The organism is Alsobacter sp. P4_H11 (assembly GCF_056400925.1).
This window is the reverse complement of sequence record NZ_JBFUKI010000006.1, coordinates 302,913-316,249: the sequence shown is the minus strand read 5'-3', so window position 1 is coordinate 316,249 and position 13,337 is coordinate 302,913. Positions and strand designations below refer to the sequence as shown.

Here is a 13,337-nt window from a genome sequence, read left to right as displayed (position 1 = left end):
GATCGGGGGCCAAGGCAGGGCCTCCAGAGGAGAACCCCATGGCCAACGGAAACGGCGCCGCCGGCGCTCCCGAGCAGGACATCTCGCCCTCGCTCAACGCGCTCGCGCAGTACATCAAGGATTTCTCGTTCGAGAACCCGAACGCTCCGCGCTCGCTGACCCCGCAGGCGAACCCGCCGCAGATCTCGATCTCGGTGAACGTCAACGCCAAGCAGATCGCGGATGCGGACTACGAAGTCGAGCTGACGCTCGAGGGCAAGGCCGGCGAAGCGCCGAACCTGCTGTTCAGCTTCGAGCTGATCTACTCGGGCATCTTCCGCGTGCAGAACATCCCGCAGGAGAACGTCCATCCGGTGGTGATGATCGAGTGCCCGCGGCTACTCTTCCCGTTCGCGCGCCAGATCGTCGCCGACGCCGTGCGCAATGGCGGCTTCCCGCCCTTGTTCATCGACCCGATCGACTTCGCTGCCCTGTTCCGCCAGCGCATCGCCGAAGTGCAGCAGCAGCCGGCGAACGCCTGACCCTTCGCCCATTTGCGAGAAAAGCCGGCCCTTGTGGCCGGCTTTTTCATGTCGGGAGGAAGCTTTCGTGTCAGGAAGCGGCCTTGGCGGCTTCCTGTTCGGGGAGGTAACGCCGCCACACGATCTCGCCCTTGAGCGTCGCGATGAACGCCTCATGGGCGGCGGCTTCGCCGGCGGTGAGGCGCGAGGGAAGCGGCTCGGGACGCACCAGCGATCCGCGCCGCGCGGAGGCGCGCTCCACGGCGGTCTTCACGCCCGCGGCCACGAGGCCCAACGTGGTCTGCCGGCCGCCCAGCAGCTCGACATAGACTTCCGCCAGGATTTCGGCGTCCAGCAGCGCGCCGTGCTTGGTGCGGCGGGAGTTGTCGATGCCGAAGCGCAGGCACAACGCGTCGAGGCTGGCGGGCGCGAACGGAAACTTGCGCTTGGCGATCGCCAGCGTGTCGACGACGCGGCCCTGATCGATGGGGCCATGTCCGAGCCGGCCCAGCTCGGCGTTGAGAAAGCTGATGTCAAAGGCTGCGTTGTGGGCGACCAGCTTGGCGTCGCCGATGAAGTCCACGAAGGCGTCCGCGATCGCGGCGAAGACGGGCTTATCCGACAGGAACTCGCTCGAGAGCCCGTGCACCGCGAAGGCTCCCTGCGGCATGTCCCGCTCGGGGTTGATGTAGACGTGAAAGTTCTGCCCCGTCGGCATGTGGTTCAGAAGTTCGACGCAGCCGATTTCAACGACGCGATCGCCGCCCAATGGGCTGAGGCCCGTGGTTTCCGTGTCGAAGACGATCTCGCGACTCATGGGGCGCCCTTGCCGTATTCCTGCAGCTCACCGCTGCGTCGCGGCGGAGCCGATCCGTCCCGCACAGGCGCGGATCACGTCCTGCACGCCGCGCCTCGCGGCGCCGAAGCCCTGGCTCGTATCCAGAACCCAGTGCGCCCGGGCCCGCTTTTGCGAATCGGGCATCTGCTTGGCCAGAATGGCCTCGAAGCGCTCGGCAGTCATGCCCGGGCGAGCCAGCACGCGCTGCTTTTGCACAGAAGCCGGAGCGCTCACCACCAGCACGGCGTCGCAGCGCCGGTCGCCGCCCGTTTCCAGCAGCAAGGGAACGTCGAGGACGATCAGCGAAGCGCCGGCCGCCATCCAGCGCCGGACGAAGTCCGCCTCAGCCTGGCGGACAAGCGGGTGAACGATGGCCTCCAACCGTTTGAGCGCCGCCGAATCCCCCAGAACGACCTTGCCGAGCGCTTCGCGATCGACGACGCCGTCGCGCGTGGTCCCGGGAAATGCAGTCTCGATCGCTTCCGCCGCAGCGCCCGCGTAGAGGGCGTGAACCGCAGCGTCGGCGTCGTGCACCGGGACGCCGGCTTCCCTGAAAAAGCCGGCCGTCGCGGACTTGCCCATCCCGATGGAGCCCGTAAGGCCGAGGATGAACGTCACCGCGCGCTCCGGGCGAGATCGTCCACGATCAGCTGCCGCAAGGCGGGCGTTACTTCCGGGCGCTTGCCGAACCAATGCTCGAAGCCGGGCGCGGCCTGGTGGAGCAGCATGCCAAGGCCATCCACCACAGGGTTGCCCCGCTGGCGGGCCTCGGCGAGCAGCCTCGTTTCGAGCGGAATGTAGACGGCGTCCGTCACGATGGCGCCAGGCTTGAGGCCCTCCAGCGAGACGTCGAGCTCGGGTTGGCCGCTCATGCCCAGCGATGTGGTGTTCACCACCATGTCGGCGGCCGGCATCAATTGCGAGACGGCGTCCCAGCGCGAGGCCTGGACCCGCTTTCCGAAGAAGTCGGCCAACTGCTCGGAGCGGTCGCGCGTGCGGTTGAGGATGGTGACCAATTCGACGCCGCGATCGAGTAGCCCGGCCACGATGGCGCGCGCGGCGCCCCCGGCTCCCAGCACCAACGCATGCGCGGTGCGGCTGGACCACCCGGGCGCTTCGGCATCCAGGCTGGCGACGAAGCCGAGGATATCGGTGTTGTCGCCATGCAGAACGCCGTTCTCGATCCAGACCGTGTTCACGGCCTGAAGCGCGCGCGCCCGGTCGGTAAGCACGTCCACGGCGCCGAACGCCGCCTCCTTGTGCGGCACTGTGACATTGCAGCCGACATAGCCTCGGGCCTGCAGGGTCTTCAAGAAACCGACGACGTCCTCCGGGCGAACCTCCTCGCACCCGTAGGAGCCTTCGAGGCCGAGCGTGCGGAGCCAATAGCCGTGGATCAGGGGCGAGCGCGAATGCTTCGCGGGCCAACCGACGATGCAGGCGCTGGGAACGGCGGTCACTGCGGGACGGCTCCGCTTTGCCGGAAGAACGCGAGAAGCTGAATCAACGGAAGCCCCAGAATCGTGAAGTGATCCCCCTCGATGGCCTCGAAGAGATGAATCCCCAAGCCTTCGAGCTGGTAGGCGCCGACGCTCGCAAGCGGCGATTCGCCGGCCGCGTCCAGATAGCGCGCGATCATGTCTTCCGACAACGCGCGCATGGCGAGGCTCGCGGACGTGACGGTCTGGAACAACACGGCCTCGTCGCGCATCACGACCGCGGCCGAGTAGAGTTCGTGACGCCGCCCCGACAGGCGGCGCAGCTGCTCGGCGGCCTCCTCCCGGTCGACTGGCTTGTGGAACGGCACGGCCCCGCACGCCAGCGTCTGATCGCCTCCCAGCACCATCCGGCCCGGCCGCAACTGCGCGACTGCGCTGGCCTTGCCGCGGGCGAGCGCCAACGCGGTCTCGCCAGGGCCAGCCCCACCGGCCTGCGCTTTCTCTTCCAGCGCGCGCTCGTCCACATCGGCCGCCATGGCCTCGAGCGGGATGCCGGCCGCCGCCAGAAGCGAGATGCGGGCGGCGCTGCGGGACGCGAGGATCAGCGGATCAGGATCCGCCCAAAGGTTCGACGCCGGCATGCGCTACTCCACGATGAACCGAAGCCGGTGTCGCTTCAGGTGGTCCATGATGGCTGCCGCGGTCTCCTCGATGGAGCGACGCGTCACGTCGATGATGGGCCAGTTGTGGCGCGCGCACAGCTTGCGCGAGAGCGCGATCTCTTCCGTGACGGCGAGCTTGTCGACATAGGGGCTCTGGTCGGACGCATTCAGGGTCAGCAACCGGTTCTGCCGGATCTGGACGATCCGCTCGGGCGACGCGACCAGGCCGACGATCAGCGGATGCTTGACGCTCTCGATGCCGGGCGGCAGCGGGATACCGGGGACAAGCGGGATGTTGGCGGTCTTCACCCCACGGTTGGCAAGATAGATGCTGGTCGGCGTCTTGGAGGTGCGGCTCACCCCGATGAGGATGATGTCGGCCGACTCCAGGTCCTCCGGAAGCTGCCCGTCATCATGCATCATCGTGTAGTTCAAGGCGTCGATGCGCTTGAAATAGTCGCCGTTCAGGACGTGCTGGGCGCCCGGCCGATGCGTCGAAACCGTTCCCAGGTAGGACTGGAACATGCTCAGCACCGGGTCCAGCACGGAGAGGCACGGGCAGCCGAACTCGCGGCAAGCCTCCTCCAGGCGGCCGGCCAGTTCGGGCTCGACCAGCGTATAGAGCACCATGCCGGGCGCCGCTTCGAGCTCGCCCAGCACGCGATCGAGCTGCGTCGAGGTTCGCACCAGCGGATATACGTGCTCGATCGCCGAGATGCCCTGATACTGGGCGGCCGCCGCACGGCTCACCGCGATGAGGGTTTCGCCCGTCGCATCCGAGACGAGGTGAAGATGGAAATAGCTGCGTCCCAAGGTCGGGATCCTTTGATCCAGACGATCCACAGCCCTGTGGACGGCTGTGAATGGCGTGGAGAGATCGACCTGTCTGGCCAGGCCCTGGGGACAATGTCGCAAGTCGGGGGACGCCGATCAACAGACGATCCGGCGGGGGATGGAATCGAACGCCTGTTGGCCACAGCGGTGGACGGAGACGATCGGCAGGATCGTCGCGACAGAGCTGGATGCGCCCGACCTCCTGCAAAACCCTTAATGAATCGTTAACGGCCCTGGACCTCCGGCATGCTCACCATCTCGATGGAGTTCTTGGCGATGCGGCCGGCAAGCTGTGTGCGACCTGTGGACCAATTGGCGTTCCGCAGGCGGGCGGTCTAAGAGAAGGATCAAAATAAAGAGTCTTAGAAAAAGGTATTTAGAAGTGACCTCCTCTCCCCTCTCGGGCGAAAAGCCGTCGGCGAGCGGCAAGCCGCTCCTCCGGGTGCTGGCTGGCGAGACGCTGCCGCGGCCTCCGATCTGGATCATGCGACAGGCGGGCCGCTACTTGCCCGAGTACCGGGAGCTTCGCGCTACCGCGCCGTCCTTCATGGATTTCTGCTACTCGCCCGCGAAAGCCGCGGAGGCGACGATGCAACCGATCCGGCGGTTCGGCTTCGACGCCGCGATCCTGTTCTCGGACATCCTGGTCGTCCCCGACGCTCTGGGGCAACCGGTGACGTTCGCCGAAGGCGAGGGCCCTCGCCTGCACCCGATCACGCTCGACGGCGGTCTCTCGCGGCTCTCGGACGAGATCGACCTGGAACGCCTGGGACCGGTCTTCGAGACCATCGAGCGGGTCAAGGCGGGGCTGGGCTCGGAAACAACCTTCCTGGGCTTCTGCGGGGCTCCCTGGACGGTGGCGAGCTACATGATCGCCGGCAAGGGCACGCCCGAACTGGCTCCGTCCCGGCTCCTGGCCTACCGCGATCCGGAATTTCTGACCGCGCTGATCGACAGGCTCGTGGACGCGTCCATTCGGTACCTCGTGCGGCAGTTTCAGGCCGGCGTCGACGCGGTGCAGATCTTCGAGAGTTTCGCGGGCGCGTTGACGCCGGCCGGCCTGGAGCGCTGGTCGCTGGGTCCAATCCGGCGGATCGTGGACGGCGTCCGGGCGCAGGCGCCCCATGCGCGGATCATCGTGTTCGCGCGTGCGTCGGGGCCCGGCCATCGGCTTGTGGCCGAGAAGACCGGCGCCGACGCGGTGGCGCTGGACTGGGCCGTGAACGGCGCCTGGGCGGCCTCTCAGGTGCAGTCCCTCAAGCCCGTGCAGGGCAACCTCGATCCCCTCGCGGTGGTGGCGGGCGGCGCGGCGCTGGAGGACGGCGTGCGGGACGTGCTGAGCACCTTCGGGGGCGGACCTCACATCTTCAATCTCGGCCACGGGATCGTGCCGGAAACGCCGGTCGAGCATGTGGGACGACTGGTAAAGCTTGTCCGGGGAGAGGTCGCGTGAGCTACGACTGGATCAAGGCGCTGCACGTCATCGCGATCATCGCCTGGATGGCCGGAATGCTCTATCTGCCCCGGCTCTTCGTGTACCACGCCGACGCCGTGAAGGGGTCGGACAAGTCCGAGACCCTGAAGCTGATGGAGCGGCGCCTCCTGAAGGCGATCATCAATCCGGCGATGATCGTCTCCTGGATCGCCGGGCTCTGGCTCGTCTGGCAGGGCGGCTGGTGGAAGGCGGGCTGGTTCCACGGCAAGTTCGCCCTGGTGCTGCTGATGTCCGGCGTGCACGGAATGCTGTCGCGCTACGTCAAGGACTTCGCGGCCGATCGCAACCAGAAGCCGGCGCGGTTCTTCCGGATCCTCAACGAGGTCCCGACCGTGTTGATGATCGGGATCGTCATCCTGGTGATCGTCAAGCCGTTCTGAGGCGAGAACGGCTGCGGGACTTGTGCTGGGGCGCAAAACGCGTTATCGCTCGAACGCCTCCCCAAGCAGTGGTTTGGTCTTCCTCGTGGCTCGGTTTCCCGACGCCCCGGTCGACCCCACTCCCGGAACCGATGCATTCGGTCCCACGTTTTTCTCACCCACCGCTCGCAGATGCCCGGTCAGGGCCGCGACTCCCAGGACATACCCATGCGGGAAATAAAGCTCCAGGACCTCAAGGCGAAGTCCCCGACGGAGATGCTCGCCTTCGCGGAGGAGCTGCAGGTCGAGAACGCCGGCACCATGCGCAAGCAGGAGCTGATGTTCGCGATCCTCAAGCAGCTGGCGTCCAACGAGGTGGAGATCATCGGCGAGGGCGTCGTCGAGGTGCTGCCCGACGGGTTCGGCTTCCTGCGGTCGCCTGATTCGAACTACCTGGCCGGCCCGGATGACATTTACGTCTCGCCCTCCCAGATCCGGCGCTTCGGCTTGCGCACCGGCGACACGGTCGAGGGGCAGATCCGCAGCCCGAAGGAAGGCGAGCGCTACTTCGCGCTGCTGAAGGTCAACACGATCAACTTCGAGGATCCGGACAAGGCGCGCCACAAGGTCAACTTCGACAACCTGACGCCGCTCTACCCGAACGAGCGCCTCAAGCTCGAGATCGAGGATCCGACCCGCAAGGATTTCTCGCCGCGCATCATCGACATCGTCTCGCCGATCGGCAAAGGCCAGCGCGGCCTCATCGTCGCGCCGCCACGCACCGGTAAGACTGTTCTGCTCCAGAACGTGGCGCAGTCGATAACCACGAACCATCCCGAGTGCTACCTCATCGTGCTGCTCATCGACGAGCGGCCGGAGGAGGTAACCGACATGCAGCGCTCCGTGCGCGGCGAGGTCGTTTCCTCCACCTTCGACGAGCCGGCCTCCCGGCACGTGCAGGTGGCCGAGATGGTGATCGAAAAAGCCAAGCGCCTGGTAGAGCACGGCCGTGATGTCGTGATCCTGCTGGACTCGATTACCCGCCTCGGTCGCGCCTACAACACCGTGGTGCCGTCCTCCGGCAAGGTGCTGACCGGCGGCGTCGACGCCAATGCGCTGCAGCGTCCGAAGCGCTTCTTCGGCGCGGCCCGCAACATCGAGGAAGGCGGCTCGCTCACCATCATCGCGACCGCCCTGATCGACACGGGTAGCCGCATGGACGAGGTGATCTTCGAAGAGTTCAAGGGCACCGGCAACAGCGAGATCATTCTTGACCGCAAGGTGTCGGACAAGCGCGTGTTCCCGGCGCTTGACATCACGCGGTCCGGCACCCGCAAGGAAGAGCTGCTCGTGCCGCCGGACGTGCTCAAGAAGATGTACGTCCTGCGCCGCATCCTCAACCCGATGGGCACCGTGGACGCGATCGAGTTCCTGCTCGACAAGCTTCGGCAGACGAAGACGAATTCGGACTTCTTCGACTCAATGAACACCTGATCGGATCAATGTTGATTCGGCTCTGAAACGACATGCGGCGGCTCACGGGCCGCCGCTCTCATTTGGGAGTTGGTGAATGCAAACGGGCGTCGAGGCGGAGACGATCTACGCTGTCGCGACCGCGCCCGGCCGCGCCGCGATCAGCGTCATCCGTGTGAGCGGGCCTGCCGTCCACGAAGCGCTGCTTCAGCTTAGCGGCGAGGTCCCGCCTCCGCGAGTTGCGAGCCTCCGGACGCTGACCGGGCATGACGGCGTCATCGATCAGGCGCTGGTGCTGCGGTTCGAGGCGCCGAACAGCTTCACGGGCGAAGATGTCGCCGAGTTCCACATTCATGGCGGCCGGGCTGTTCAAGGCGCGCTGCTTCGCGCGTTGGGGAGCATGCCGCGTTTGCGGCCCGCTGCGCCGGGGGAATTCACGCGCCGCGCGCTTTTGAACGGCAAGCTCGATCTGACCCAGGCGGAGGCGGTCGCCGACCTGATCGATTCGGATACGGACCGACAGCGCGCGCAGGCGCTTGGGCAGCTTGGAGGCGGCTTGGCCCGCGTGGTCGCCGGCTGGCGCGACTTGCTCATTGAAGCATCGGCGCTGATCGAGGCGGCGCTCGACTTCTCGGATGAACACGACGTCGGAGAATCTCTACCTCCGGCGGTGAGAGAGGCCGTAGTGGCCGTTACGAATGAGATCGCGGCCCAGCTGCAAAAGCGCGGCGCGGAGCGGCTGCGGGATGGGTTCACGGTGGTGATCGCCGGGCCGCCTAATGCCGGGAAGTCCACGCTGTTGAACTGGTGGGCAGGCCGGGAAGCCGCGATCGTTACGCCGATTCCGGGAACCACGCGCGACCTGATCGAGGTTGATCTCGAACTGGACGGGCTTCCCGTGCGGCTGATTGATACGGCAGGGCTTCACGCTGCTCGCGACATCGTGGAGCAGATCGGCATGGACCGCGCACGCGACCGCGCCAGGAGCGCCGACCTTGTTCTCTGGCTTGATCCCGGCGGCGGGTCCGTCGACGACGAGCTAGCCGATCGTCCGACCGTAAGGGTTCGGTCGAAAGTCGATTCAGTTCCGGAACGGTCGAGCAAACACGGCGAACTCGCGATTTCGGTGCTGGCTGGAACCGGCCTCAACGAGCTTCATGCGGAAGTCATCCGGCATCTCGGACAGACACTCGATAGCGGTGGCGTTCTCACCAGAGAGCGACATCGGCTCGCTCTTCAGGAGGCGGCCGAGCATCTCGGGCGAGCTGAGCGATCCCACGACGAGGGCGGTCCGGTCGAGTTCATCGCCGAGGATCTGCGCCTGGCGTTGCGCAGCCTTGATGGGCTGATCGGCCGCGTCACCTCGGAGGATATCCTCGACAAGGTGTTTTCGAGCTTCTGCATCGGCAAATAGATTCACGTGGAACATCGCCGCGCATGGCTGTGGCGAAGAACGGCGTCGCGAGCTATGGAAGCCCTATGAGAGAGCAATTCGACGTCATCGTCATCGGCGGAGGCCACGCCGGTACCGAGGCGGCCGCGGCCGCCGCCCGCATGGGGGCGCGCACGGCGCTGCTGACGCACCGCTTCGCCACAGTCGGCGAAATGTCGTGCAATCCGGCCATTGGGGGCCTCGGCAAAGGCCATCTGGTCCGTGAGATCGATGCGCTGGATGGGGTAATGGGCCTAGCCGCCGACAGAGGCGGCATTCAGTTTCGCGTGCTGAACCGGCGCAAGGGACCGGCAGTGCGGGGTCCCCGGGCCCAGGCGGACAGGATGCTCTATCGCCAGGCCGTCCAGGAAATCTTGCTCGCGACCGCGGGGCTTACCATCCTGGAAGGCGAGGCGGCGGCCCTGTTGCACCAGGGTGGGACGGTACAGGGCGTAAGGCTTGCGGATGGCCGTGAGCTGTCCGCCCAATCAGTCGTGCTCACCACTGGAACGTTCCTGAACGGGCTCATCCATATCGGTGATGAGCAAAGGCCGGCCGGGCGAATGGGCGAGGCGCCGTCCATTTCGCTGGCCGCCTCCCTGGCCAGTCTTGCGCTGCCGCTCGGTCGATTGAAGACCGGTACGCCTGCTCGCCTTGATGGTTCGACCCTCGACTGGGATGCGCTGGAGATGCAGGCCGGCGACGATCCACCCGAGCCGTTCTCGTTCATGACCGACCGGCTCGACGTCCAGCAGGTCTCGTGCGGGATCACTTACACGACCGCTCAGACTCACGAGGTGATCCGCCGCAACATGGACCGCGCGCCGCTCTACACTGGCGCAATCCAGGGTCGGGGGCCGCGCTATTGTCCTTCCATCGAGGACAAGGTCGTTCGTTTCGCCGAGAAGACGAGCCACCAGATCTTCCTTGAGCCCGAAGGGCTGGACGATGACACCGTCTATCCGAATGGCATCTCGACCTCGCTGCCCGTCGATGTTCAACGCGAGATGATCGCCACGATCCCGGGCCTCGAAACCGCGGTGATGCGTCGGCCCGGCTATGCGATCGAGTATGACTACGTCGACCCGCGCTGCCTTCGCGCGACCTTGGAGACCAAGGTGCTTTCAGGGCTGTTCCTGGCGGGGCAAATCAACGGAACGACCGGATATGAGGAAGCCGCGGCTCAAGGCTTGCTCGCTGGACTGAATGCCGCCCGTCTGGCTGGCGGGCAAGACGCGGTGACAATCGACAGGACCCAAGCCTATCTCGGAGTCATGATCGACGATCTCGTCACCCGGGGGGTGACCGAGCCCTACCGGATGTTCACGTCGCGCGCCGAATACAGGCTCTCGCTGCGGGCCGATAATGCCGGCGACCGGCTCACTGCGTGGGGCGCTCAGGTCGGGGTCGTGGGATCAGGCCGGCATAGGGCGTTCGATGCGATGAAAGCTGACCTGGATGCAGGCCGGGCCCAGCTTCAGAGTCTGCACATCACCCCGTCCGACGCTGCAAAAGCCGGCCTTCGGCTGAACCAAGACGGCGTTCTTCGCTCCGCGTTTGAGCTCCTGTCCTATCCGACGATCGAGTTTCCGCAACTTATCGACGTTTGGCCGGAGCTGGGGTCCATTCCCCCCAATATAGCTGAACGGCTCAGCGTGGACGCAACCTACTCGGTTTATTTAGAGCGGCAGGATCGCGACATCGCGGCGTTCCGTCGGGACGAGGCGGCCGTGCTTCCGGCATCTATGCGATACGAAGGTCTCCCCGGATTGTCGGCCGAGCTCCGAACCAGATTAAGTTCCGTGCGCCCGGAAACGCTGGGTCAGGCAAGCCGCCTTGAGGGCATGACGCCGGCGGCCCTAGCTGTCGTGGCGGCGAGCGCACGAGCGATCGGTTCGCACCCGTGACAAACGCTTCGCGAGAGCAGGTCCTTCGATCGCTCGATGTTTCACGTGAAACGGCGGCGATGCTGGATGAGTTCGTTTCGTCTCTGACCCGGTGGCAACGCGTCAAAAACCTGGTTGGCCCCCGTACGCTCGACGATGTCTGGGAGAGGCACATCGCCGATAGCGCGCAGCTTCTGGAGTGTCTCGGCGACCGAAAGGTCTTGGCTGACCTGGGGTCCGGGGCCGGCTTCCCAGGGCTGGTCCTCGCTATCTTGTTGAAGCAAGTTGCCGGCGCTCATGTTCACCTCGTTGAGAGCAACGGGCGTAAGTGTGGATTTCTCCGGGAGATCGTCCGTTCGTCAGGTCTGCCTGCAACCGTGCATTCGGGCCGTATTGAAGCCGTGTTGCCGCAGCTGAACGTCGAAGCCGTGACGGCTCGTGCTCTCGCACCTCTGAACGAACTGCTGAACCTGACCAATCAGGTGTTGAAAGGTCAGGTCCTGGGGGTATTCCCCAAGGGGCAAGATATAGACGCCGAATTGACCCAGGCCTCTAAATATTGGACATTCGACCACGCGACAGTGGCGAGCCGCACGGATTCGAAGGCCCGAATCCTGCTCATTCAGAATGTTCGCCCCGCGTCGCTTTAGAAAGTGGCGGTTATGACCTTCGACTCCATTCGTCTCAGTCGGTCCGGCAATCGACCCCGTGTTCTTGCGCTCGCAAACCAAAAAGGTGGCGTCGGGAAGACTACCACGGCGATCAATCTTGGTACCGCGCTGGCGGCGATCGGCGAACGCGTGTTGATCGTCGACCTCGATCCGCAGGGCAATGCGTCGACTGGTCTTGGAATCGACCGCAAAAGCCGGAAGATTTCGACATATAACGTTCTCGTCGGAGAGGCGTCGCTCCATGATGCCGTTCAGGAGACGGCGGTGCCGCGTCTGTCGGTGGCTCCTTCGACACTCGACCTGCTCGGCGTCGAGCTCGAGATTGCGGCGGAGCGCGACCGCGTTCATCGCCTGCGTGACGCCGTCGGAGCTTTGCATGCGCATCAGCAGGCCATCGGGGAAGAAGGCTTCACCTATGTGCTGGTGGACTGCCCGCCGTCGCTCAACCTCCTGACCATCAACGCCATGGTGGCGGCCGGGGCCGTGCTTGTACCCCTCCAATGCGAGTTCTTCGCGCTGGAAGGCCTCAGCCAGCTTCTGAAGACCGTCGAGCAGGTTCGTGCGGCGCTGAACCCGACATTGAGCATCCACGGCGTGGTGCTGACCATGTTCGATCCGCGCAACAACCTGTCGAATCAGGTCGTCCAGGACGTACGGCAATTCATGGGCGACAAGGTCTACGACACCGTGATCCCGCGGAACGTCCGCGTGTCGGAGGCGCCCTCCTATGGCAAGCCGGTCCTGCTCTATGACCTTAAATGCACGGGCTCGCAGGCTTATCTGAAGCTTGCGTCCGAAATCATTCAGCGTGAGCGCGCCCTGCAGGCCGCTTGATCGTTTCGTTTACGACATTGTCGGGAGTTCATGATGGCTGAAGAGGCGCGGTCCCGCCTTGGTCGCGGCTTGGCGGCCCTGATTGGCGACGTAGGGGATGAAGTCGCGGCCGTGGAGCGCGCGAAGGGTCAACGGCGCGTTCCGGTGGAGTTCCTGCGTCCGAACCCCCGTAATCCGCGCAAGACGTTTGAGGAAAGCGATCTCGACGACCTTGCGGCTTCCATCCGCGAGAAGGGCATCATTCAGCCCATCCTGGTGCGCACCTTGCCCGGGCTGGCGGATGTCTACGAGATTATCGCCGGAGAACGTCGCTGGCGCGCCGCCCAGCGCGCAGGACTGCACGAAGCGCCGGTCATCCTGGTGGAAGCCACGGACCGCGAAGCGCTTGAACTCGCGATCGTCGAGAACGTCCAGCGCGCCGACCTGAACGCGCTTGAGGAGGCGCTGGGCTACGAGCAACTGGCGACCGAATTCGACTACTCGCAGCAGGATCTCGCTCGCATCATCGGCAAGAGCCGCAGCCACGTCGCCAACACCATGCGCCTTCTGAAACTTTCGGAGCCCGTAAAGGCGATGGTGGCCGACGGCCAGCTCACGGCGGGCCATGCCCGGGCGCTGTTGACCATGCCTGACCCTGAGGCGGCCGCACGCCGGATCGTCGAGAAAGGCATGAACGTGCGCGACGTCGAGAAGATGTCGCAGGACGCCCACGCGGAAGCGGCCGCGCCGTCACCAAAGGTTCGGGCTGACAAGGATCCGGATACGCGGGCGCTCGAAAAAGCGCTGGAGGACGTGCTCGGAATGGTGGTGACGATCCAGCACGGGGCGAGAGGCGGCGAGGTCAAGATCCGCTACAAGACGCTGGATCAGCTAGATGCGCTCTGCCGCCGCTTGCGGCACTGACCTGACGGCTG

The 13,337-nt window shown here is 65.2% G+C and carries 14 protein-coding genes; 9 read left to right on the top strand and 5 right to left on the bottom strand.

Going from position 1 to position 13,337, the window contains the following annotated elements; all coding sequences use genetic code 11:
- Positions 1-38: 38 nt before the first annotated feature.
- Positions 39-521 (top strand): protein-export chaperone SecB, encoded by a 483-nt coding sequence (gene secB / locus AC1DSZ_RS13125; RefSeq protein WP_188520186.1) that lies wholly within the window; start codon positions 39-41, stop codon positions 519-521.
- 70 nt (positions 522-591) lie between these two features.
- Here secB and dnaQ read toward each other — a convergent pair whose 3' ends face one another.
- The 5 genes from dnaQ to AC1DSZ_RS13100 are packed head-to-tail and all read right to left on the bottom strand — an operon-like array spanning position 592 to position 4,252.
- Positions 592-1,317 carry a DNA polymerase III subunit epsilon gene (gene dnaQ / locus AC1DSZ_RS13120; RefSeq protein WP_476838799.1) on the bottom strand — a complete coding sequence of 242 codons (726 nt, stop codon included), beginning with the start codon at positions 1,315-1,317 and terminating at the stop codon, positions 592-594.
- A gap of 27 nt (positions 1,318-1,344) precedes the next feature.
- Positions 1,345-1,956, bottom strand: coding sequence for a dephospho-CoA kinase (coaE, locus tag AC1DSZ_RS13115; protein ID WP_476838798.1), 612 nt, complete (start codon positions 1,954-1,956; stop codon positions 1,345-1,347).
- A complete protein-coding gene (locus AC1DSZ_RS13110) occupies positions 1,953-2,798 on the bottom strand; it encodes a shikimate dehydrogenase (protein ID WP_476838797.1) in 846 nt (281 codons plus the stop codon). Before AC1DSZ_RS13110 ends, coaE begins: the two co-directional genes overlap by 4 nt.
- Positions 2,795-3,418 (bottom strand): Maf family protein, encoded by a 624-nt coding sequence (locus AC1DSZ_RS13105; RefSeq protein WP_476838796.1) that lies wholly within the window; start codon positions 3,416-3,418, stop codon positions 2,795-2,797. The genes AC1DSZ_RS13110 and AC1DSZ_RS13105 overlap by 4 nt, the downstream gene beginning before the upstream one ends.
- A 3-nt stretch (positions 3,419-3,421) precedes the next feature.
- Positions 3,422-4,252, bottom strand: a complete 831-nt coding sequence (locus AC1DSZ_RS13100; protein WP_188520181.1) for a pyruvate, water dikinase regulatory protein — start codon at positions 4,250-4,252, stop codon at positions 3,422-3,424.
- A gap of 403 nt (positions 4,253-4,655) precedes the next feature.
- Here AC1DSZ_RS13100 and hemE point away from each other — a divergent pair, with 403 nt between their 5' ends.
- The 8 genes from hemE to AC1DSZ_RS13060 all read left to right on the top strand — a co-directional run bounded on the left by hemE (position 4,656) and on the right by AC1DSZ_RS13060 (position 13,326).
- Positions 4,656-5,726: a uroporphyrinogen decarboxylase gene (gene hemE, locus AC1DSZ_RS13095; protein ID WP_476838795.1), complete on the top strand. Its 1,071-nt coding sequence runs from the start codon at positions 4,656-4,658 to the stop codon at positions 5,724-5,726.
- A complete protein-coding gene (gene hemJ, locus AC1DSZ_RS13090; RefSeq protein ID WP_476838794.1) occupies positions 5,723-6,148 on the top strand; it encodes a protoporphyrinogen oxidase HemJ in 426 nt (141 codons plus the stop codon). Before hemE ends, hemJ begins: the two co-directional genes overlap by 4 nt.
- A 207-nt stretch (positions 6,149-6,355) precedes the next feature.
- Complete coding sequence (gene rho, locus AC1DSZ_RS13085; RefSeq protein WP_188520178.1) at positions 6,356-7,621, top strand: transcription termination factor Rho; 1,266 nt, start codon at positions 6,356-6,358, stop codon at positions 7,619-7,621.
- A gap of 76 nt (positions 7,622-7,697) precedes the next feature.
- Complete coding sequence (mnmE, locus tag AC1DSZ_RS13080) at positions 7,698-9,014, top strand: tRNA uridine-5-carboxymethylaminomethyl(34) synthesis GTPase MnmE (RefSeq protein WP_476838793.1); 1,317 nt, start codon at positions 7,698-7,700, stop codon at positions 9,012-9,014.
- Between the two features lie 65 nt (positions 9,015-9,079).
- Complete coding sequence (gene mnmG, locus AC1DSZ_RS13075) at positions 9,080-10,939, top strand: tRNA uridine-5-carboxymethylaminomethyl(34) synthesis enzyme MnmG (protein ID WP_476838874.1); 1,860 nt, start codon at positions 9,080-9,082, stop codon at positions 10,937-10,939.
- Positions 10,936-11,568 carry a 16S rRNA (guanine(527)-N(7))-methyltransferase RsmG gene (rsmG, locus tag AC1DSZ_RS13070; RefSeq protein WP_476838792.1) on the top strand — a complete coding sequence of 211 codons (633 nt, stop codon included), beginning with the start codon at positions 10,936-10,938 and terminating at the stop codon, positions 11,566-11,568. The genes mnmG and rsmG overlap by 4 nt, the downstream gene beginning before the upstream one ends.
- A 12-nt stretch (positions 11,569-11,580) precedes the next feature.
- Positions 11,581-12,423, top strand: coding sequence for a ParA family protein (locus AC1DSZ_RS13065; protein ID WP_476838791.1), 843 nt, complete (start codon positions 11,581-11,583; stop codon positions 12,421-12,423).
- Between the two features lie 33 nt (positions 12,424-12,456).
- Entirely contained in the window at positions 12,457-13,326 is an 870-nt protein-coding gene (locus tag AC1DSZ_RS13060; RefSeq protein ID WP_476838790.1) for a ParB/RepB/Spo0J family partition protein, read from the top strand.
- Positions 13,327-13,337 lie beyond the last annotated feature (11 nt).